Source organism: Paenibacillus sp. FSL H7-0323 (assembly GCF_038002725.1).
In the GTDB taxonomy this organism is placed as follows: domain Bacteria; phylum Bacillota; class Bacilli; order Paenibacillales; family Paenibacillaceae; genus Paenibacillus_AQ; species Paenibacillus_AQ odorifer.
The window spans coordinates 1,953,623-1,976,639 of sequence record NZ_JBBODB010000001.1; the positions used below are offsets into that span (position 1 = coordinate 1,953,623).

Annotated in this window: 12 protein-coding genes; 6 read left to right on the forward strand and 6 right to left on the reverse strand. The window is 42.7% G+C overall.

Going from position 1 to position 23,017, the window contains the following annotated elements; all coding sequences use genetic code 11:
* The first annotated feature begins 104 nt into the window (after positions 1 to 104).
* On the forward strand, positions 105 to 1,037 hold the full coding sequence (locus tag MHH89_RS08925) for an ArsR/SmtB family transcription factor (protein WP_254857042.1): 933 nt from the start codon (positions 105 to 107) through the stop codon (positions 1,035 to 1,037).
* 127 nt (positions 1,038 to 1,164) lie between these two features.
* On the opposite strand, the gene MHH89_RS08930 is transcribed toward MHH89_RS08925, so the two are convergent.
* The 6 genes from MHH89_RS08930 to MHH89_RS08955 all read right to left on the reverse strand — a co-directional run bounded on the left by MHH89_RS08930 (position 1,165) and on the right by MHH89_RS08955 (position 11,746).
* Complete coding sequence (locus MHH89_RS08930; protein ID WP_076304056.1) at positions 1,165 to 1,539, reverse strand: iron chaperone; 375 nt, start codon at positions 1,537 to 1,539, stop codon at positions 1,165 to 1,167.
* Between the two features lie 19 nt (positions 1,540 to 1,558).
* Positions 1,559 to 1,933: a DUF4180 domain-containing protein gene (locus tag MHH89_RS08935; RefSeq protein ID WP_076128242.1), complete on the reverse strand. Its 375-nt coding sequence runs from the start codon at positions 1,931 to 1,933 to the stop codon at positions 1,559 to 1,561.
* A 399-nt stretch (positions 1,934 to 2,332) separates the two neighbouring features.
* Positions 2,333 to 6,727 (reverse strand): Ig-like domain-containing protein, encoded by a 4,395-nt coding sequence (locus MHH89_RS08940; protein WP_341086870.1) that lies wholly within the window; start codon positions 6,725 to 6,727, stop codon positions 2,333 to 2,335.
* A 133-nt stretch (positions 6,728 to 6,860) separates the two neighbouring features.
* A complete protein-coding gene (locus MHH89_RS08945) occupies positions 6,861 to 7,952 on the reverse strand; it encodes a response regulator (RefSeq protein WP_076309250.1) in 1,092 nt (363 codons plus the stop codon).
* A gap of 3 nt (positions 7,953 to 7,955) precedes the next feature.
* Entirely contained in the window at positions 7,956 to 11,066 is a 3,111-nt protein-coding gene (locus MHH89_RS08950) for an ATP-binding protein (RefSeq protein WP_139330226.1), read from the reverse strand.
* Positions 11,067 to 11,515: 449 nt separating this feature from the next.
* Positions 11,516 to 11,746: a hypothetical protein gene (locus tag MHH89_RS08955; protein WP_248548775.1), complete on the reverse strand. Its 231-nt coding sequence runs from the start codon at positions 11,744 to 11,746 to the stop codon at positions 11,516 to 11,518.
* 184 nt (positions 11,747 to 11,930) lie between these two features.
* On the opposite strand from MHH89_RS08955, the gene MHH89_RS08960 reads away from it, so the two are divergent.
* From MHH89_RS08960 to MHH89_RS08980, 5 genes are all read left to right on the forward strand, one after another.
* On the forward strand, positions 11,931 to 12,578 hold the full coding sequence (locus MHH89_RS08960) for a transcriptional regulator (protein WP_341088801.1): 648 nt from the start codon (positions 11,931 to 11,933) through the stop codon (positions 12,576 to 12,578).
* A gap of 502 nt (positions 12,579 to 13,080) precedes the next feature.
* Positions 13,081 to 13,869 (forward strand): MerR family transcriptional regulator, encoded by a 789-nt coding sequence (locus tag MHH89_RS08965; protein WP_076305730.1) that lies wholly within the window; start codon positions 13,081 to 13,083, stop codon positions 13,867 to 13,869.
* Entirely contained in the window at positions 13,866 to 14,543 is a 678-nt protein-coding gene (locus tag MHH89_RS08970; protein WP_341086874.1) for a GNAT family N-acetyltransferase, read from the forward strand. The genes MHH89_RS08965 and MHH89_RS08970 overlap by 4 nt, the downstream gene beginning before the upstream one ends.
* Positions 14,527 to 15,534 (forward strand): alpha/beta hydrolase family protein, encoded by a 1,008-nt coding sequence (locus MHH89_RS08975; protein WP_076305728.1) that lies wholly within the window; start codon positions 14,527 to 14,529, stop codon positions 15,532 to 15,534. The genes MHH89_RS08970 and MHH89_RS08975 overlap by 17 nt, the downstream gene beginning before the upstream one ends.
* Before the next feature lie 1,576 nt (positions 15,535 to 17,110).
* The gene (locus MHH89_RS08980; protein ID WP_341086876.1) at positions 17,111 to 22,972 is read left to right on the forward strand and encodes a bacterial Ig-like domain-containing protein; all 5,862 of its coding nucleotides are present in this window, start codon (positions 17,111 to 17,113) and stop codon (positions 22,970 to 22,972) included.
* The last annotated feature ends 45 nt before the right edge of the window (positions 22,973 to 23,017 follow it).

Below are 23,017 nucleotides of genomic sequence, written 5' to 3' on the forward strand. Positions count from 1 at the left end.
TTTTAGCACCAGTATATGTTTTTCGCAATGTTTATTATGATTTTACAATACTCGTTCTTCATTGTACAATAACCTCAACCCATCCTATACGAAAAGGAACAAATATGATGAATGATATTTCACAAGAAACGATACGTTATCCCGCGTCACGCATTTTAGATGTAGCTAAAGCACTGTCTGGTGACGTTCGCGTCCGCATTCTTGAAGCCCTTGGAGAGAAGCCTATGAGTGTCAGTCAATTAGCTGAGACGTTAGGTGTAGCTCAGCCAACGATATCTATCAATGTGCAGACGTTAGAACAGGTTAATCTTATCTCATCTACACAAGGAGCAAATCGCGAAAAAATCTGTGCGGTCACCTGTCGCTCTATTCAACTCGATCTCCCTTCAAAGCTAGGGGATGGGCTGCATCAAACTGAGGAAATACATATGCCCATCGGAATGTTCTCCCACTGCTCCATACAACCGTCCTGCGGGATGGCCGGAAAAGATGGTGGTGTCATTGGCTCCCAAGATGATCCAAGAGCATTCTACATGCCTGAACGAGTCGATGCCTCTCTCTTATGGTTCGCAGAAGCCGGTTATGTCGAATACTATTTTGCCAACCCCCTGCCTCCAGGCGTCGAGTTGGACGAAATCCGCATTTCGGCAGAAGTATGCTCAGAAGCCCCTTCATTTCGAGAGGATTGGGCCAGTGATATCAGCTTATCCATCAATGACCAGTTAGTCGGGACTTGGACCTGTCCCTCCGATTTCGGGAACCGCAAAGGGAAACTGACCCCTGAACGTTGGAGAAGTGGAACTGAATATGGAGCTCTTACTACATGGAGTGTCTCGGAATCGGGCAGCAGCTGTAATGGTTCTTTCTCATCTTCCACTACAATCAGCTCTTTAAAGCTGGCGTTTAATGAACCTATTCGTGTACGTTTTGAAATTCGGGAGGATGCACTCAATAAACGAGGACTAAATCTGTTCGGAAGTGGGTTCGGGGACTATGCCCAGGATATCATACTGGCGTTTGTACGACGTCCGAAATGAGGAAAAAGAGGCAGGAGTGCCTCGGAAGTGGATCCAATGTTCACCAGCATCAAGAAGAACATCCACAATGGATGCACACTTCCAGCCCTGACCAGATGGACCTCTCTATTTCATACCAGTAGAGACCTTATTTTGCTTCAACTTTTTTTAGATTCTCAGCGACTCTGAAGGTTACAATCTTGCTAATTAATTCATAAGGCATAGGCTTATCAATAGGGAATTGAACGGAACCTTTAGCACCTTTATAGCCTGATAATTCATCTTTAAAAGCATTAATTCCACTTGGAGTTGGATAGAATCCAATATGCTTGGGATAAGCAGCGAAATGCACCAAATTTCCGTGTAATGCAAAAGTAGGCATCTGATAGCTTATTTTTTCCTCTGCTTCCGGTGCCGCCTCTTTTATCACCTTTCTTAACGTATTAAGGATTTCCTGAACCTCAAGCGAAAACCCGGAAATATAGGCATCGATCGATTCATATGTGATTTTACTTTCATCCATGATATAACTCCTCTCTGGATCATCTCCACGATTTGCATAAATGTAGGGCCGCTAAAGCCTCAGCTTCAGTACTTTTGAACAACATTTTATCGCCTTGATTGCATTCGTAAATAAAATCATTCAGACTTTTGCTGTTATAGCTTGTAAATTCTCCTACGATAGCAACTCTCATCTGATAGTTTGTATATTTTTGTGCAATCTCACCAGCAACTCCAGACTTTAGCTCGAAAAAATCATCCGTAATCTGTTCCTTCCTCAGAAGCATTTTATCGCATCCTTGGTATTTCACATTCATCATTAAGTCTAAGGCATCCCTTACATTATTGATTATGATCTCCTCACCAGAGATTATAGCTACCGTTGAATCATTCTTATCATCCACTGTGATTTTCATTCAAGACTACTCCTTTTCCGCGAAGAATTTCTGCAACATTATGATTACTCTGCTTAATCGCAACCGACCATGCAGATTCACCACTTTTTATTTTAGCAGAAATGTCGGCGCCATGTTCGATTTACAACTCTATTAGTTCTACATTATCCGTATGAAAAGCAGCAGAATGTAAGGAAGTATAACCATCACTATCGAATATATTATTCTCCATATTCGCAAGGTGCGGATGAGCTTTCAGGATTTCTTTCAGCCGTTCTGCATGGCCTGATTGTGCTGTCTGAAATACATCATTAATGATTAATTATCGTATAAACGAGCTAAGCCATAAAAAGAAAAGAGGATTCGTTCAATGTTCTTTGAACGAATCCTCTAATGATCACAATTCTGGAGCTCAGTAGATTAGATTAAATCCGACTTTTCAAGTAGCCGCTTCACGATCTCTGCAACCTCAGCTCTGGTCATATCATCTTTCGGAGCAAGCCCTTTACTGCTTCTTCCCATGATAATGCCTGCCTGCAAAGTGTCAGTAACTCCACTGATTGCCCAGTTAGAAACCTCACTACTATCTGTAAATGGAGCTAACAAAACGTCAGCCGATTGAACAGAAAGCTTAGTCTGTAGCGCTGTAATTTTCATCGCTTTAGCAATAATTAACATCGCTTGTTCACGGGTAATATGTTCATCAGGGCGGAACATGCCATCTTCAAAACCATTGATTAATTGATAAGTAAATGCCGTGTTGATCGCACTGTTATACCAATCCGTGGTCTTTACATCTGAGAATGGTGTTGCAGCTTGTTTCATCTCAAGTCCCAGACCGCGTACAACAATCGCCGCAAACTCTGCACGGGTAATGGCTTGATCCGGAGTAAATTGACCACTACCTGTTCCCTCAATGACTAATCGGGAGCCCATATCGTTCACTGCCTCTTTTGCCCAGTGATTAGCTACATCACTAAATTCAAGCGGATGCCAGATTACGGAGTAAGTACCTCCGCTTAGGCTGTTGATAGTAGCAAAATATTTGCCATCAATTACAACCACTTTAGTAGGAACATGCTGTACCGAACCTTCGGAATCAACGTACACTCCCGTTGTAATCTTGTTCGGGTCCATCCCTTCAGGAATGGCTATGGTACGTTTAACATACGTATTGAATTGGGAAAGTTCAATACTCTTATCTCCGTAGATACCTCTAGCCGTAAAATTAACTGGCGCGGAAACTAATGAGAAGGATCCTTTTTGCGCAGCTGCTTCTAAAGCTTTAACTTTATCGGCTGTAGGAGCACTAATTTCAATCTGTATCTTAATATCTTGCAAAGCTACCGACTTGCCGATTTGCTCGTTCAAAGCGTCAATATTAATTTGTTGAGCAGGCAGTGTAAATGTCGCATTTCCCGCTTTAATCTCAAGAATCGCTTGATTACCCTGCATATTTTTAACCATTTGTCCATTTAATTCGCTAACTATAACATCAGATTTACTATTTGCACCGATAGAAACTACTGTACCTTTACCTTCAGTGGCGAGCTTGTCCTCTAGCTTCTTCTGATCTAACACAATAGTGGTTAACGTTTGCTCATTCCGTTTACCATTCGTTGCGGTTCCCACTGTTTCAGCTTTACCATTGATTAGAATGGAAGCAGCATTTACCACAGGTGCCGGAGTTGGTGATGGGGTTGGTTGCGACGGAACAACAACATCACCACCAGATGGAGTGCTAGGAACAACTGCATTGGACTCAGCAGAGAATTCGCTGATGCCAGCTTTATTGATTGCCTGTACCGTGAAGGTATAGCTTGTTCCATTCGTCAAACCACTGATTGTCAGAGGACTTCCAGTTCCTGTAACCGTCAAACCTCCCGGATTAGCAGTTACAATATATCCTGTGATTTCGCTGCCTCCATCGTTCACCGGCGGGATAAAGGTGATGATTGCTTGACCATTCTCTGCAGTTGCAGTTACGGATGTTGGAATTCCAGGTGCTGTAACTGGTTTAACAGGTGCCTTCACAGTAACGGTTGTAGAAGCCGTATAACTACCATCTTTCGTCGTTACCGTTATGATGGCTGTTCCTTCACCAATCGGCGTTACTACTCCATAAACAACCTTAGCTACTGTCTCATCGCTCGAGCTCCAGATCATACCTTTATTTGTTGCATTAGCAGGTGCTACTGTCGCTTGTAGAGTTCCCTCGCCTTCACCCACCGTTAAGTTAAGTTCTGTCTGGTCTAAAGTCACCCCAGTTACGATAACGTCAGGTGGCTTAGGAGCGGCTACATTAACTGTGGTTGTAGCTGTAAAACTTCCATCTTTGGTCGTTACCTTGATAACTGCTGTCCCCTCTCCAACCGGAGTTACTACTCCGTTCACTACGGTCGCGACTGTTTCATCGCTCGAGCTCCAGATCACGTCTTTATCCGTTGCATTGGCAGGCTCTATTGTTGCTTTGAGGAGTCCATCAGCTTCACCAGCTGTTAAATTCAGTGTCTCCTGATCTAGCTTCACTCCAGTTACGTCCACAACGGGCGGGATTGGGGCACTCACATTTACTACAGACGAAGCTGTAAAACTTCCATCAGTAGTCGTTACCGTGATAACTGCTGTCCCCTCTCCAACCGGAGTTACTACTCCGTTCACAACGGTCGCGACTGTTTCATCGCTCGAGCTCCAGATCACGTCTTTATCCGTTGCATTGGCAGGCTCTATTGTTGCTTTTAGGAGTCCATCAGCTTCACCAGCTGTTAAATTCAGTGTCTCCTGATCTAGCTTCACTCCAGTTACGTCCACAACGGGCGGGATTGGGGCACTCACATTTACTACAGACGAAGCTGTAAAACTTCCATCTTTGGTCGTTACCGTAATAACTGCTGTCCCCTCTCCAACCGGAGTTACTATTCCGTTCACAACGGTCGCGACTGTTTCATCGCTCGAGCTCCAGATCACGTCTTTATCCGTTGCATTGGCAGGCTCTATTGTTGCTTTGAGGAGTCCATCAGCTTCACCAGCTGTTAAATTCAGTGTCTCCTGATCTAGCTTCACTCCAGTTACATCCACAACCGGCGGGATTGGAGCACTCACATTTACTACAGACGAAGCTGTAAAACTTCCATCAGTAGTCGTTACCGTGATGATCGCTGTTCCAACGCCAACTGGAGTTACCACCCCGTTTACAACGGTTGCAACAGTCTCATCACTTGAGCTCCAATTTACTGTTTTGTTCGTGGCATTAATAGGTGCTATTACGGCACTAAGCGTGTCTCCTGCTTCTCCTTCCGTTAAACTGAGTGTTGGTTTATCCAGGGTCACTCCGGTTACGATTACATCCCCCGTATTGTTCACGGTCACATTAAAAGTGTAGGTGTTGCTTAATGCTCCATCACTTACCTTAACAGAAATCACACTGGTGCCAAAAGCATTCGCTGCGGGTGTTATTTCTAAAGTTCGTTGCTCACCACTTCCACTTATTTTCAGTCCATTATTCGGAATTAAGAGCGTATTCGAGGAAGTAGCTGATACTTGTAGGTCATCTCCATCCACATCGAGGACCTTAAAGGATCGTGAGACCGACTTGTTTTTATCGGTTGTAGTATTCCCCATAAAACCTGTGTCCTGCTTCCAGGTTGCCCCAGTAATTGTACCGTTCTTAAGGGGAAGACCAGAGGTATTAATAGCTACATTCCCATCATTGCTATTCGCTAATTTATAGTTTAAAGCCAGATTAGGCTCCGAGCCTGTCAAGTCGACATTCATTTCTCGAACAATATCACTTTGGGTCTTGGCTTTACTCCAGAACCTAACGTCTCTCATTCCGCCGTTATAATCTCCGTCCTGTCTCCACGTGCTTTTTCCAAGCCAGTTATTCGGACGTGCAACGTTTCCTACTGTACTTAAATCCATGGCCCCTTCTGCCTTAAGTACACCATCCCAATAAATCCGTCCCTTTTTCTGACTGTGATCATAAACAATTGCGACATGAACCCATTTAGAAATCGGGAAATCCTCAGTGACATTAATATCTCCCTTATTAGTGTAGGCAGTGAAATTCATCCGTTTACCGTTAAAACCTACAAAAATATTGTGGTTCTGCTCTGCGATCGATGATTCAAAAAATCTCATCCATGTCTGAAAAGCATCTACCTTCAAAAATCCTTCAACTGTAAAAGAATTCCCATAAATCCGTTGATCCGGGAACGTCACATAATCCCCGTTACCGTCAAAACTAAGATAGTCCCCACCATTTAGTTCTGTCAGATAAGGTGCATCATTCACTGGATTTACAGTAATTACGGCTATACCCGGATCTGAGCTGAACGCGGCAGATACTGTGGTATTCGCATTTTTTTGATAATTTTGATAACCGGATGCTGTTGTATCCCATAGCTTAAAGCTAATGGATGCCGTTCCGTTCCAGTCTTTCGCCGGGACAAAACGGATTTTCTCCGATTTCAGCAGCAGAAAAGCATTACTGTTTGACACCGGCTCGATATTATACCAAATTCGTCCCACCGTGTTGTAATACTGCCAGGCCCCTTTGGTATTATCTAAAGCTACTACAGCAATCCCTGTTGACGCTGGATCCGATACTTTTCCTGTCAAAAAGCTGGCTACCTCAACTCCTGCGTTGGAATAGTCATCTTCATTAATCGACGTTATTATAGCTGGGCTATTCTCGAGCCAACCGAAACTAGCTTTTGCACTTATGATTGGAGTTTGCATAGGACCCACCCCCTGCACCACAAGTCCAGTACATAACGAAATACTAATGCCTATTTTCATAAATGATGGCTTCAAACTCTATTTCCCCCTCTAGCATAAATCATGTCCTTAATTCGACAATAATCGAGAGTATTATACAAAATTAAGATAAACAAAAAATAAACAAAAAAAGAACCCTCGATAGCCATCCTTTCGAAGGTTCCTTCCATTACAATAACTTCTGTTTCATTAACGCTTTGAGTTTAGGATCGGGTGTTGTTCCGAGCTCTTGCTGCAGCATCTCTTCCAATTGACCAAATTTCCGCTGTGCTTCATTCATTCGCCCTAATTCAATTAATAAGTTAATGATTTCATGATAGATGTCCTCTCGCAAGGAATCTAATTTTATTATTTCTCCAAAATAATGCAGTGCTTGCTGCTGCTGATTCTGCTCCAAATGAAATCTTGCAGCCAGCTCTAGCAATCCTATATATTCATGCTCGAGTCTGCGCGTCCTGCCACTGGCCCATTCATAGGCTTTTCCTTTGAGTAATGCTCCTGTGTATAAAACTTCTGCTTGAATCATCCATTCAACATGTCTTTCAGAGGTTTGCCTGATTTGCTTTAACAATCGCTCAAATTCATACAGATCACAATAAATGCTGCTTTCTACTACATGAATTTCATTCCTGCTAGCTTTTATATAATTGGCGCCGATTGCTTTTCGAATATAATACAGCGTCGAGTTCAGATTCTTCCATGCTTTTTCAGGCTCCAATCCGCTCCACAACGTGTCGATAATTTCCTCCCGGCTAACCGTCCCTTTACTAACCAGAAAAGCAAATAATTCTTCTGTTTTTGGACTTCTCAGCTTGATTAGCTCTCTGTTCTGCGTTCTGCGGTACACTTTTAAACCATTAAATAAAAAAACTTCTAACGTAGGCTCAGCCGTTGTATTTCGATTTATTTTTTTGAGTTTCTCTAACGTCTTAGACAACCGCTCCGCAGTTACAGGCTTCAAAAGATAATCCACTGCACTTAGGTCAAAAGCCTGCAGCGCATACTCATCAAATCCGGTTACAAAAACCACATCTATCGATTCATCCAATTCATGCAAAAGGCTAGAAAGCTTCATCCCATTCGTCTCAGGCATAGAAATATCCAAAAAAGCTACATCTATCGGATTGGCCTTCGCAAAAGCATAGGCTTCCGCAGGATTCAAAAACGTCTCATAGACATCAATCTCTCCGCTCTGCGATAAGATCCGCTTCAGGCGTTTTACCGATAACTCCTCATCATCTACAATAATCGCTCGCAGCATGCCTCAACCTCCCATCCGCTTAAGCTGCTGTATTGGAATTTCAAAAGATACCGTTGTGCCTAATCCTTCAGCACTTTGAATATGAATATTTTTTCCATATAATAGCTTGATGCGCTGACTGATATTCCACAGCCCCACCCCTCTTTTATCTACATCTGACTGCATTACTTCTTTCAATTTATGCTCACTCATTCCAGATCCATTATCCTCCACAATAAAGCTAATCACAGAATTCTCTAATTCTTTTACAGATATAATTACCGTGCCACCCCGCAAATTGGACATTAGGCCATGCCTTATTGCATTTTCGACCAAAGGCTGTAGAATCAGCGGAGGAATCCGGTAATCCGTATTCACTCTCACATCATATTCCACATTTAATCTGGCACCGAAGCGTGCTTTTTCAATATTGATATAAGCCTCTACCAGCTCAAGCTCATTCTCCAGACTCGTTAGTGAATCCAGTTGTTTGAAATCAAAGCTGCTTCGCAAATACTGGGACAGCTGCAGTGTCAACTCTTCGGCCTTCTCAGGTTCCTCCACACATAGTTCAGCAATTGAATTCAGAGCATTGTATAAGAAATGAGGTTTGATCTGGGATCGTAAAAAAGCAATTTCGGCGTCTTTGGCAGTCTTCACGGAAGCTCTCAATCGGGTCAGACTTTTAACACGTGCCATTAGCTCTTCAGCTTCAAAAGGTTTTCCCACATAGTCATTTGCACCGTTATCCATGGACATCTTCATATCGCTCACCCTGTTCTTGGCCGTCAACATTAACACAGGCAGTTCAAAAGGAGTAAATCTCTCTCTAATCTTTTGCAGAACCTCGTAACCCGAAATGTCCGGCATGGTAATATCCAGTACCACCAGAAAAAAGTCTGTGTTTTTCGCTAGCTCCTCAAGTGCCATCTGCCCGCGATTGACAACCACAATAGAATATTTCTCTAGCTTAAACAGATTGATCATAGATTGCAGATTGGCAAAATCATCGTCCACTACTAAAATGGGCTCATCGATCTCGCCTTTGATATAAAGGGGATAACTACCATGGGAGAAACTTAATTCTTTATAAGAATGTGCCGCCTTAAGGGTTGGCCTCGAGATTGGCTTAACCGCTTTATCCCACCGTGGAAGTGTAAAAATAAACACCGAACCTTTTTCCACTGTAGATTCCACAGCTATGTTCCCACCATGCAGTTCTACTAGCTTCTTAGTAATACTTAATCCGAGCCCTGTTCCACCATGACTATGAATCTCCGCCTCATCCACCTGCTCAAAAGCTTTGAAAATACGCTCCTGCATATCCGGTGAGATACCCAAACCTGTGTCTGCCACACGTACTTCCACCCACTCCTGAATAACTCTGGCACTAATCTCTATTTCACCCTGTTCCGTAAATTTAATCGCATTATCAACCAAGTTGTGGAAAATTTGAATCAGACGATTGCCATCTGCATTCACCATAGGGAAATTCGAAGCGACTCTGTTAACGAGCAGGATCGACTTTTCTCCGAGCAAAAAAGAATGAATACCCATGACGGAATCAACAACGGCTTTCAAATCCAGGTTGCTTTTGTATAATGTGATGTCTCCATACTTCATTTTGGAATAATCAAGTAGTTCATTTACCATATGTGTTAATCTTCTGCCGCTCCCTATTACGATCGCTAGATTCTGCGCTTGTTTTTCATTAACTGGACCCTCAACCCCATCCAGCAGCGTAGCTGTAATGTTCACTATGGCATTTAGAGGTGTTTTTAGTTCATGTGAGGTGTTGGAAAGGAATTCATCTTTAATTTTATCCAGCCCGATCAGCTGGTTTTTCATCTCGTCTATGGTATGGTAGGCTTCAAAAAAACGTAGAACAATCAGCACGATCATGATGATATTAAAAGCCACAATGTAAAACTGCCCGAGCCAAAGGTTCTCTTTTATAGAAAGAGCAAACAAAATAATGTCTATGGAATATAAATTAATAGCTAGAATCGCCATAAACATCAGCAGCAATTTGATTCTATTTACTTCTGCGCTTCTGATATATAGGGTAGCCACTCTGCATAACATCCAAATTAACATCAGCTCATATAAAATAATCACATACGGATAAATGACCGTGTAAGAACGAATCGGCAGGATGGCGACCAGAATTATAAAGCTGCCTAAAACAATCGTTATGGCTTGAGTAAATTTTAAAGATATTATGCTTTTGTGCATTTGGTAAAAAAATATTGCGAGCACAATAAAGCAGGAGATGGAGCTTATATCCTTTACTTTGTAGAGCACTATGAACGAAAGTTTAGGGAAAAAGAGTAAGAGTGAACGCTCGCCGATCAACCCATGATATATCGCAAACAGCAAACAAATAGTAGCAAATACAAGTAAAGAGTAATCCTGCTTACGGTATAAGGACGCTGCCCCAAAGCAGATAAAAAAGATAAGGGCAAGTGTGCCTAAAATAGCAACGGTGCTAAATTCACGGGCCGTACTCTTCTGCTGAACCTCCATCATTGCTGCTTCCTCACCAAAGGATAAAGAAACCGGAATGCCCCCATTTACATAATCGAAGTTAGAGACTTGAATTATGATTTCTACATCTCCCTTATCAGACGAAAAAAGCCCAATCAGCGGGATATTCCCTGACCGATAATCAGCTTCATTAGCAGCAGGATTACCATCCTCAATAACTGACTGTCCATTAACAAAAATCCTGCTTGAAAAGCGGATATTTGTTTTTTTCAAGGCGAATACCCCACTTACAGGCAGGTTTTTTAGAACCATCCGATAGGTGGCGGAACCGAAGGCGGGTAAAGGGCTTCCATTAACGATGTTGCCGTTCCACCGGGAGGGCACCTCCATCCAAGCTGTAGAATCAGGTATATCTGCGCTACCCGCCCTAAAATGCTCAGAAGTTAATAGCTGGTTCCAATAAAACTCCCATTCACCGTCTAACTTGATAATCTTATCCTGTTCATAATCCCAAGCCGCGAGATCCATGACTCCATGCTGCACTTGCAGGTGACTTCCTTGTTTATCGTGACCCATAAGAATGGATAGAGGAATCGCAGATAATAAAATTAAACCAATCAAATAGATAAGTAATGTCCTTTTGAGCATCGTATCGGCCCCTTTTATGGAAGAGTAAAGCTGCAGCAATCACCAGGGCCATCCTGCAACACGTGATGTAGAGTAAAAAGTTTAGATGAACATAGATAATTCTATAAAATTTTCTAATTTCCTTCACAATTCGACAAAGTAATAGGCCTTTATTAGGATTTTTTTCGGAAAAAGCGGGACTTGTATGAAAAGAGGGTCTGATATGACCATGATGAGTAGGATGACGGTATGAGCACGATGAGTAGGACGACGAAATGAGCATGATGAGTTTAATGATGAAATGAATGGACCAGTTGGGCGACTTGTGCTACTTTGGCGACTCGAACGCATCTGCCCGGCACTTGCGGACTCAGGAGACCTTATTTGCTGAAAAACGAAGGTTTTGACACGCTATCGGACTCAGTTGCAACTATTCGCACATAACTGCCCCATTTTGAGTCGATTTGCGGCTAATAAGAGCTATGCAGTCCGTAACTTTTGGAATACGAGCGAAAATGTACGAATAGCTGCAATACGGTCCGCAACGTTCGAAAATGAATAATGATATTGCGCAGAGCACGTAATCCATTTTTGCGGATCAGTAAGCATATGATGATCGTCCTAGAAAAGCCATGCGGCCGCGCGGGGGAAGAATCCGCTTTTAGAGTAACTATTAACTTCAGCAAATTCAGCTCGTTCACCCTGCTAGCTTCCTTCCTTTAAAACCTACTAGAATTCGTCATCTTTATACACAGTAACTCATTGAAGAAATCCCCAGCACTCGTTATAATAGCAACTATAGGTCGTGAAGAACACGCCGCTTTTATACAATCTCTATCCTGGGTTAAGCTCAGGAGGAATTGTATGGGAGCGGCTTTTTACAAAATGTCCAGATTCGAACAGCAACTAGAGGAATGGTTACAGATCAACTTGGATAAGGAGAACAATCCCCGCAGACAGGAGCTTCTTGCAAAAGGGTTGGGCTATGGAACAGTCGAATTTCTGCGTGCGGTATGGTTTCCTGCTGTAGGAAACTTCAACTACTTGTTCCCCGAATGGGAAGTGCGCGATTTCAACAATGGTTATCGTTATCTTGATCTGGCCTATATGCCAGGTGGAGCAAAGGGTGGAATTGAGATTCAAGGCTACGGTCCGCATGCTAGAGATCTTGATGTACGACGATTCAAAGATTTATGTAGACGCCATTCCTTATTATCGCTAGACGGTTGGACCTTCCTATCCATCGCCTATCCCTCAATCACGGACGAGCCTCAGCTATGTCAACAACTAGTACTCGCATTCATCGGCAAATTCATGGCTTCAGACGCGCCCTCTTCATTAACTTGGTTAGAAGCTGAAACACTTCGTTTCGCAAGACGTCTTCTGCGTCCGTTCACACCTGTAGAGCTCACCCACCATCTTAGAGTCACTAATCGCCATGCCCGACGTGTTTTATATGAGTTAGTTGAACAGCAGCTACTAGAGATCGTCGGTGGAAAAGTACGCAATCGAACCTATCAGCTTAGAATGTGATGATTTGATTAGTTTGTTTTGATTAGTTTGGTTTGATTAGTATGGTTTGATTAACAAAGTTACGTTCGGACCGTATAGCTCTTATTTCCCAATTATCTTCGTTTTCGCCACGCTATCGGACTCAGTTGCAGCTATTTACTCAAAAACACTGCTCTGACCCAATTCTTCAGCTCATTAAGAGCTATGCAGTCCGAAACTCACGGAAAATGAGCGAATTAGCTAAAATAGCTGCATTACGGTCCGTAATGGCAACTCTAGGGTCATACCAGCAAGGCTCATACAAAAAAATGATCCTGAATCTAATCCGTTGCACCCCCGCATTGTCCTTCCAAAATCTAAGTCTTTTTCATTACCATCTATTACTATTACTATTACTATTACTAATCATTATTCAGAAAAAAAGTGCTCTGCTTAGTCCGTATTTTAATCAACACTTGACCTTAGGTCTGACCTAAGGTTTATAGTTATTTTATCAAATAACTTACAGTTAGGAGCACCGCCCTTGAATCCGTACCTTACAATTGGCGAACTATCAAAACTTATGAATGTATCTATCCACCAGATTCGATATTTTGAAGAAAAAGAAATCCTGTTTCCATCCTATATAGACAATAATCAGTACCGGATGTACGGCATCGATGAGATCTATCAATTGGCACATATCCTGTTGCTCCGCAAATTAAACATCCCTGTCAGCACCATTAACCAAAGTATGAATAAATCCGCAACGAATGACTACCAACTGCTGTTAGAGAAATCGTTAAACAAAATCAACTCAGAAATAAACCAATTAATAATGCTGCAACAATTTATACAAAAGGTACTAAAAGAGCATGCAGATTATGGCAACATGAAGGGGGATTATCAAATTAAACATGTGGACAATCGTTATCTGAAAAAGTGGTTGGTGCTAGAGGATAACGAAACAATAACTGCACGAAGTTTATATGAAAAAAGACCGCAGTACCATCATTTATTTGAAACAGATTTGCATTATGTATACGATTCTGAACAAGTAACCTTATGCTTTGAAACCATTGAAACCACTCCCGCCCCTGACATTGTTTTAGAAAAAGGGTGTTATCTCTATAAAGCATTTTTTGTAACAGACGATCAGGATGTAGATCATGAGATTGCCAAGCTGGAACACTTTTTAAATGGGCATCACTACATGGTATTGGGACCAATCATCATTTTGGAGAAATCGTACCTATCCATGTTTAACAACGACAAGCTTCATTATGAGCTTCAAATTCAAATCGAGCATGCCTTAGATGATACCACTAAATGAGTACAAACGAGGTTATCATCGCCCATTACCAGGAACAAGATCGTGAGGCTGTAAGCAGGCTTTTGGTAGATGCATTTCACGGGAAATTCCACTCTCTTCTCTCTCTCGAGGACAATGAAATTGCTGATCTACTTATAAGACTTTGGGAACAAGATTCTACTTCTTTATCATCCAAACAAATAATCGCTTATGAAAACGGAGAAGTGGTTGGCACTATCTACTTAAAATGGCAGGATACGCTCTCCCTTAAAAAAGGATCAATGAAACCACTGAATCTGACTCCCTTTTTGCAGCTATTCAAGAAATTTGGTTGCTTAAATGTTTGTAAGTTAATCCTTGGGTTATATTTTTTGGATTATCAACCTAGAGCAAAAGAGTGTTATGTGGCTCATTTGGCTGTTCGGTCCAGTCACCGTAATAAGGGAATTGGCAAAGAGTTGCTGGATTGGGCGGCGGATTTTGTCAACAGTCATTCTGAGGTTGAAAGATTAACGCTACATGTTGCTAACAATAATAAACGAGCCATTAATATGTACCAGCAGTTGAACTTTGAGATCCATAAATCTGACTATAGCGCGGTAAGACATTTACTTTTTAAAGAGCCTGTTTGGCATTACATGATAAGAAAAACATCGCTACAATCTGGGGGATCAATGAATGAAAAAGAAAAATAAGCTAACTGTCTGGATGATTACCATTTCGTTGTTGATTGCAGCGGTCCTGTTCGTACTACAGCAACATTCTTTTTCAATGACTGAGCAAAAAATTGAAATAGATACACCTCAAGGTCAACTAACAGGAACCTTAGTTCTGCCCGAAAGTTACTCTGGAACCGTCGGACTGGTAGTTTTTGTTCATGGGGATGGCCCAGTTAATGATACTTACGATGATGGATATAAACCTTTGTGGGAAAAGCTCGCCTCTGCCGGATATGCTTCCTTATCTCTTAACAAACCGGGTATTGGGGGTTCCTCAGGGAACTGGCTAGAACAAAGCATGGAGGATAGAGCGCAAGAAACTATTTATGCGATTAACTGGGCTAAAGCCTTACCTATGATTGATGCTCAAGCTATTGGTTTGTGGGGAGCAAGTCAGGCGGGCTGGGTGATTCCTAAGATTGTTAAAAAAGTGCCTGATCTCGCCTTCAGTATTCTTGTATCCCCCGCCATTCAATGGATTTCTCAAGGACAATACAATACCCGACAAGAGATGATTTTAGAAGGTTTTTCAGAACAGGAGATAAAAAAGAGAGAAGATTATAACGCGCAAATCCTACTGCTACTTAAAGAACAGGCGTCGTATGAAAAGTACTTGCGAATTGCACAATCGGACGAATTAATTTCCAAAGAAAAATGGGGTTTTTTCGCTAAAAATTATCAGTCAGATGCGAGCGGGGATTTAAAAAACTTCACTACACCTGTCCACTTAGTTCTTGGCGGGCAAGATATAAATGTAGATGTTGAGGAAACCGAACGTGTTTACCGTGAAAAAATTCCTGAAAACCTACTCTCCGTCTTCTATATTCCTGATGCTGATCACTCTATGCTCTCAAAAAAGAATGCCTTATCACCATTAAGAACATATTTGACCGCTGTCTTTTTTCCACGACATATTGTTGTTGAGCCATATTTAGATGATTTGGTTCACTTTGTAAGCCAGTTTTAATCTGTTTGCCATTCATTATGCACTCTCGCCAGCTGAACTCCCTACGTTCGGACTGTATAGCTCTTATTTGCCAATTATCTTCGTTTTCGCCACGTTATCGGACTCAGTTGCAGTTATTTACTCAAAAACACTCCTCAGTTCCACTTTTTCAGCTCATTAAGAGCTATGCAGTCCGAAACTCAGGGAAAATGAGCGAATTAGCTGAAATAGCTGCACTACGGTCCGCAACCACCACGCGGAAGTACTTAACAACAGCACAAGCCCATGTAAAGGCTTTGATTTTTTCAGAAACTACGCATTTTATAGAATGCCTACGTCTATCACCAATGATCTCCCTACGTTCGGACCGTACAGCCCTTATTTGCTGAATTTCCTCGTTTTCGCCACCTTATCGGACTCAGTTGCAGCTATTTACTCAAAAACACTGCTCTGATCCACTTTTTCTGCTCATTAAGAGCTATGCAGTCCGAAACTCAGGGAAAATGAGCGAATTAGCTGAAATAGCTGCGTTACGGTCCGCAACAACAACCGCGGAAGTAATGACTGCCCAAGCCCGTGTATTGGCTATGATTTCCCCAGAATCTACGTATCTTATAGAATACCTACGACTATCACCAATGCACTCCATACGTTCGGATCGTACAGCCCTTATTTGCTGAATTTCCTCGTTTTCGCCACGTTATCGGACTCAGTTGCAGCTATTTACTCAAAAACACTGCTCTGATCCACTTTTTCTGCTCATTAAGAGCTATGCAGTCCGAAACTCAGGGAAAATGAGCGAATTAGCTGAAATAGCTGCGTTACGGTCCGTAACCACCATGCGGAAAGTACTTAACAACAGCTCAAACCCATATGTTGGCTTTAATCTCCCCAGAATCTACGCATTTTACAGAACATCTACGACTATCACCAATGCACTCCCTACGTTCGGACTATATAGTCCTTATTTGCTGAATTTCCTCGTTTTCGCCACCTTATCGGACTCAGTTGCAGCTATTTACTCAAAAGCACCCCTCAGATCCACTTTTTCGGCTCATTAAGAGCTATGCAGTCCGAAACTCAGGGTAAATGAGCGAAATAGCTGCACTACGGTCCGTAACGACAACCGCGGGCGTAATTTTGGCTCAAACGGTCGCGGACTTCCACTGCAAGCGTTCTTACCGGCAGCTTAGGTTCACTAACGACAACCGAGTATGTAATTATTGCTCAAACGGTCGCGGACTTCCACTGCGAACGTACTTATCGGCAGCTTAGGTTCACTAACGACAACCGAGTATGTAATTTTGACTCAAACGGTCGCGGACTTCCACTGCGAGCATACTTATCGACAACTTCGGCACCCGTAACCACCACGCAGCGTACTAACCACCAGCAACAGACTCCGAAAACTCCACGTAAATAGCAGAAGCAAAGGCATAAACCGGGTGTCATTAACTCAGATTCTCCCTCTCCTGCTGCATAAACAGCGTTATATGGCGTATTGATTATAGCTGTACGCTTTAGTGATAACGTATAATTTCGGATGATCAAGCTTAGCTTTGGTCAAAATCGATCATATAAGGAGAGGTTTTAATCATTGAGAAAACAACAACGTTTGTTAGCCATGCTCGTAACCTTCCTGCTTTTGTGTTCCTCTTTTCCGTTATCGATGTTTGCAGAGGAAGCACCTGATCCTTATGAAGGAATGATTAACATTCAAAGTGAATGGCAAGGCAGCGTATTTGGTGATGTTGGGGGGCAAGACAAGATTACTGCGGCCAACTTTGGCATTACGGAGAACACGGATGGATCAGCAACACTGCGAAGCTCGAACGATAGAGGTAAAGTATCGGGCAGCACGGAAGGTATCGCTTATTACTTTAAAGAAATTGATCCAAGCGTTAATTTTGAATTGAAGGCAACGGCTCACGTGGATGCTTGGACAGCCAATAACCAAGTTTCCTTCGGAATAATGCTGCGCGGCAATGTGTGGGATAACCAATTCGGAGCCTACTCTGGAGATTATGTCGCCGTGGGTGCTTTGGATCAAGAAATGAAAGCGTTTCATAAATTGCAAAATACAAGCCTACAGAAACTTGGGTACGTGTTTGATAACGCTAATCGCCCTGCCCAAGGAGAGAATTACGAATTAAGCATCAAAAAGACCGGAAATCTGTATATTGTCCGCATCGGCAATGAAACCAAAACGATCGAAAGCTTTGACGGCTCCATTCAATATGCGGGCCTTTATACTGCTAGAAATACTACGGTTACGTTCCGAAACATTCAATTCAGTCAAGAAGGCCAAATCGAGCTAGGACCTTGGGGCTTCAGCGCCTTCGGAGGCAATACTAGTCCAGCTAAGAACCCCGAACCTATAATTGAAAGTCCAACCTCTGTAACGATGACGACTTACGGCGGCAAAATCTCTAGCAGCGATGAGGGATTATCTTTTTATTCGAAAGAGATTCCTGTGGATGCGAACTTTGAACTGAAAGCGACCGCTTCAGTGATTGCTTTTAATAACAATAGTACTGTCAGCACACCTAACCAGAAATCCTTCGGTCTTATGCTCCGCGACAGTGTTGGAACAAACGGAGATGCAAGCACAAGCACTTCTAACTACGCGGCGGTCGGTGCTTTGGATCAAGTAATGAAAGGTTTTTATAAAAAAGATACCCAAGTGAAGTTAAATCCTTTTAGCGATATCCAGGCCCCGTCCGCAGGAGCTGTATATTCGCTAAGTATTAAAAAATCAGGAGATACTTATCGATTAAGTGTGGGTGATCAGACCGAAATCATAACACTGGACGATACGTTCACAGATACTCTTTTTGCCGGAATTTATGTAGCTAGAGATGCAACTGTTACTTTCAGTGACATAGACATCCAGCTTGAATCCAAAATCGTAACCAGCTTAACCGCTGATACGAGCGCAATGATGAAAACCACTTATCTGGTTGGTGAGCCCCTTGATTTGACTGGATTAGTCGTTAAGGCTATTTTTTCTGATGAGAGCGAGGCAGTTTTATCTTCTACGGATTATATTGTTACAGGCTTTGATAGCAGCAAGGTTGGAGAAAATATCATAACCATTAACTACAACGGTGCTTTCGTGAGCATTCCTTTGCAAATCGTTCCATTATCTATGACCTCATTATCAGTGAAGTATTATCCAGCTAAAACCGTATATTACCCAGGGGATACCTTCGATCCAGAAGGTCTTGTTCTTGTTGCCAATTATAACGACGGCTTCCTGACCAAAGAACTGACCAGTGATCTTTATTCCCTCTCCATTAACGGACAACCGATCAGCGATTTATTACCGTATCTATTTACGCAATCAGGCTCCACAGCGGTATCCGTTACTTCAACAGAGGCGCCGGCAATCACATCGACCTTTAATGTGGAAGTAAAAGCAGCGACGTTATCCGCTTTAGAAATTCGAAATGAACCTAAACAAACACTCTACTATATCGGGGACTCCCTCAAACTAGAAGGACTTGTGGTTTATGCTCATTACAGTGATGGTACACAGATTCGGCTGTTGAACAATGAATACAAAGTCTCTCCTCTCGACACCACGACATCTGGGGATAAAAAAATCACAATTACGCATAAAGGCTTAACAACCTCTTTTCAAGTTAAGGTCAACGTTAAAAAACTAGTAGGCATCGAAGTCACCAGCTATCCTAAAACTACCTTTTTTATTAACGAAAACTTTGACAGCAAAGATCTCTTCGTATCCAAAGTGTATGATAATTCAGATAGAGAGAAGCTAAACAGCTATACGCTCGACACTTCCAAGTTCAACAATCAGGCAGCTGGAGTGTATGAAATTGGCATACTCCCTACCGATTCTTCTATTATGCCCATTACGTATTCCGTTACAGTAAAAGAAAAGATGGATCCCGTTTGGAAAAGCATTCAATTCGGTCAGTCCACTTCAGCTACTAACAATCAGACGATTGTCAACGAGGATGGATCCGCCCAACTGATCGCTTTGGAAGGCGGCGGTAAAGTCACCGAAGATCATGACGGCATTACCTTCTATTACACCGAGCTAGATGCTGCGGAAGATAATTTCGTGCTGTCTGCGGATATCCAAGTGTTGGCTTTTGCAAAAAATCCATATGACGGGCAAGAATCTTTTGGCATTATGGCACGTGACGTCATCGGCACACAAGGAAATTCTAGCGTCTTTGCATCCAATATAGCTGCCCTCGGTGGTTATAGCGGCGGGACGAAAAGCGATCTGGGCACACAGCTTTTTGTCCGTACGGGAGTTGAAAAAACGGATGGGACTGGCAGTAAAGGGATTCAAACCATCATGCTTCAAAAAGAACGTCCTGCACCTGCCAATACTGTTCCAGCAGCACCTTACCATTTAACCTTAGCAAAGACGAATAGTGGTTTTACAGGACAGCTCAATAATGGCCAGCAAGCTATTCATTTCACACCAGACATTCTAAGCGTACAGGATTCAAAAATGTATGTCGGATTCTATGCTGCTCGTTTAGCCACAATTAATGTAAGCAATATTCAATTAACAGTCACTTCAGCAGCTACAGATTCTCCTAAAATAGAACCACCTGCGACTCCCGTCACACCTAGCTTAAATATACTTTCACTAAGTAAAACCTCAGATCCAGCTTACCAAATGATTGTGCGCTCTAATGTCAACGGAACGGTGACGTTGAAGCAAGGTTCTACGATCATCGCTCAGGATATCGAGGCAATAGCTGGTAAACGTCTTTCTATTCCCACGAGACTTCTTGATCAAGGAGATACGAACTTCAGCATTACTTTTTTATCAGATGATACTCAGTATTTGACCTCTTATGAGAAGATCATCAGCAACTTTACCGTCACCCTAAAAAGTTATAACGAAGATGATGATATCTACGTATCCCCCACCGGATCAAGCTCCGGAGATGGAACAATCAATCTCCCACTTGATATCGATACTGCGATTGATTTCGTTAAACCAGGTCAGCATATTATTGTGCTTGAGGGTCGTTATGTGCGGAAATCACCACTTGAGATTAAAAAGTACAATGATGGCAAAGCCTCCGCCAAAAAGTATATAGAAGCAGCACCAGGAGCAAGACCTATCTTTGATTTTGACAAAAAAACAGAAGGCGTTCTCTTGAGCGGAAACTATTGGCATGTGAAAGGACTTGATTTCACTCGCTCAGCAGGGAATACCAAGGGCTTTACGGTGGGAGGCAATTATAACATCGTTGAAAATAGCCGTTTCTATGCGAATGGTGACACTGGTCTACAAATCAGCCGAACAGATGGTACCGCGATAGAACTCAGTGAATGGCCTTCCTACAACTTAATTCTCAACAGTACCTCCTTCGACAACCGTGATCCATCTGACAATAATGCCGATGGCTTTGCGGCAAAATTGACTGCGGGTGTTGGTAATATTTTTAGAGGTTGTCTGGCGCATAACAATATCGACGATGGCTGGGACTTATATACGAAAGCAGGCTCAGGTGCAATAGGTTCAGTGCTGATTGAGCACAGCGCCGCCTTCAACAATGGGTTCTTAACAGACGGAACCGTAGGTGCCGGTGATAAAAATGGCTTCAAGCTTGGTGGCGAAGGCATTCATGTCACACATACCATCCGCGATTCCATCGCTTTTGGTAATGGCGCTTATGGTTTTACAAGCAATAGTAATCCAGGTGTGATCGCCATCAACAACATCGGATTTAACAATACGCGTGGTAATATAAGCTTCACCACTTATGATCACATTACTGCAGACTTTACGATTGACGGTTTCTTATCTTACCGAACTGCCAACATTGCAAAAGACCAATATCCAGCTTCTTTAGCTGCGGACAATAATTTCATGTTTGACGGTACGCGATCGGCGAATAAATCAGGTTTAGAACTGAGTGATTCTAACTTTGTCAGCTTAAATCCTGTAGTCAATTACTCTCGGGATACTGACGGGAATATAATCTGGGGCGATTTCTTGAAGTTCATTCCTTTGGATGGGCCGGAACCAAGTCCGACGGCTTCTCCGAGTCCAACGGCTTCTCCAAGTCCGACGGCTTCTCCGAGTCCGACGGCTTCTCCGAGCCCAACGGTTTCTCCGAGCCCAACGGCTTCTCCAAGTCCGACCGCTTCTCCAAGTCCGACGGCCTCACCGAGTCCGACTGTTTCTCCGAGTCCGACCGCTTCTCCAAGTCCGACGGCTGCCGCGAGCTCAGGCAGTTCCGGATCATCGGTTGGAGATTCGACCACTACTATACTCCATTTGGACGGTAGCGTAAGGATTGAGATACCTACTACTATGAATGGAGAAAAAGCTAGCGTAATATTGACTGAATCTTCCTTACAAAAGATTATGGCTTTAGCCAAACCTAATTCCGCAGGCCACAAAATCCTAAGAATTCAGCTCGCAGAGGAACAATCGTCAAATGTTGGCTCATTTGAAGTCACTCTCCCTGCCGCAGCATTTCTTGTTGGAGCATCCACATTGCAGCTGGAGATCAATACATCACTAGCTACCTTTGTACTTCCGGATAATCTATTCCCGGCGAAGACACTGGACAATGTGAAGACGGTTACCTTGCTCCTCAAGCCTGTCGATACAACAGGAAGTTTAAAGAAGCAATTGGGTGAAAGTTTGCTTATTGATTACGAGTTACTTTTGGATGGTACAACAGTTCAATTAGAGAGTTTAAATTCGGCCATACAAATTGGGCTTCCTTATCCAGCAGCTGTACCTCCATTGAACAACGCCTTTATTGTAGTTTGGAACGTCAATGAGCACGGAGTCATCCAACCGGTAGTAGGCGGGAATTATGATTCAGATAAGAAGCAAGCTATTTTCTCAACAACAAATTCATCTGGACAATACGCCGCCGTTTACAATCACAAAACGTTCAGGGACATAACTGATTCTCATTGGGCGAAGTTTATTGTAGAAGTACTAACATCAAAAGGTGTCATTAATGGTGTAACAGAAACAGAGTTTAGGCCCGACCAGACTGTTACACGTGCAGATTTCGCACTTTTATTGGTTAGAGCTTTAGGTCTATCCGCAGCAGAAGGAAATAGCTTTGCTGATGTGTCACCTAACGATTACTTTTATGAGGGACTTATGACAGCTCAGAAATTAGGGGTCGTTACGGGCCAAACCGACGGCCTTTACCACCCTCATGACTCCATCTCCAGACAAGAAATGTTTGTTATGGCAGCTAGGGCATTGAAGGCTGCTGAGGTATGGGAATCGAATACGACCGCTTCCTCCCCCTCTGCATTAGACAGCTACACCGACCATAATCAAATTTCTAATTATGCGGCAAATGATATTGCAACGCTGGTATCAGCAGGTCTTATTAAAGGAGACTCTCAGCAGCAGCTTACACCAACTGCCCATTCCACACGTGCCGAAGCCGCCATGCTGATTTACAGAATTATGATGCAAAAATAAAAAAAGAACTCCAAGACCACTATACTCGTGGTTTTGGAGTTCTTT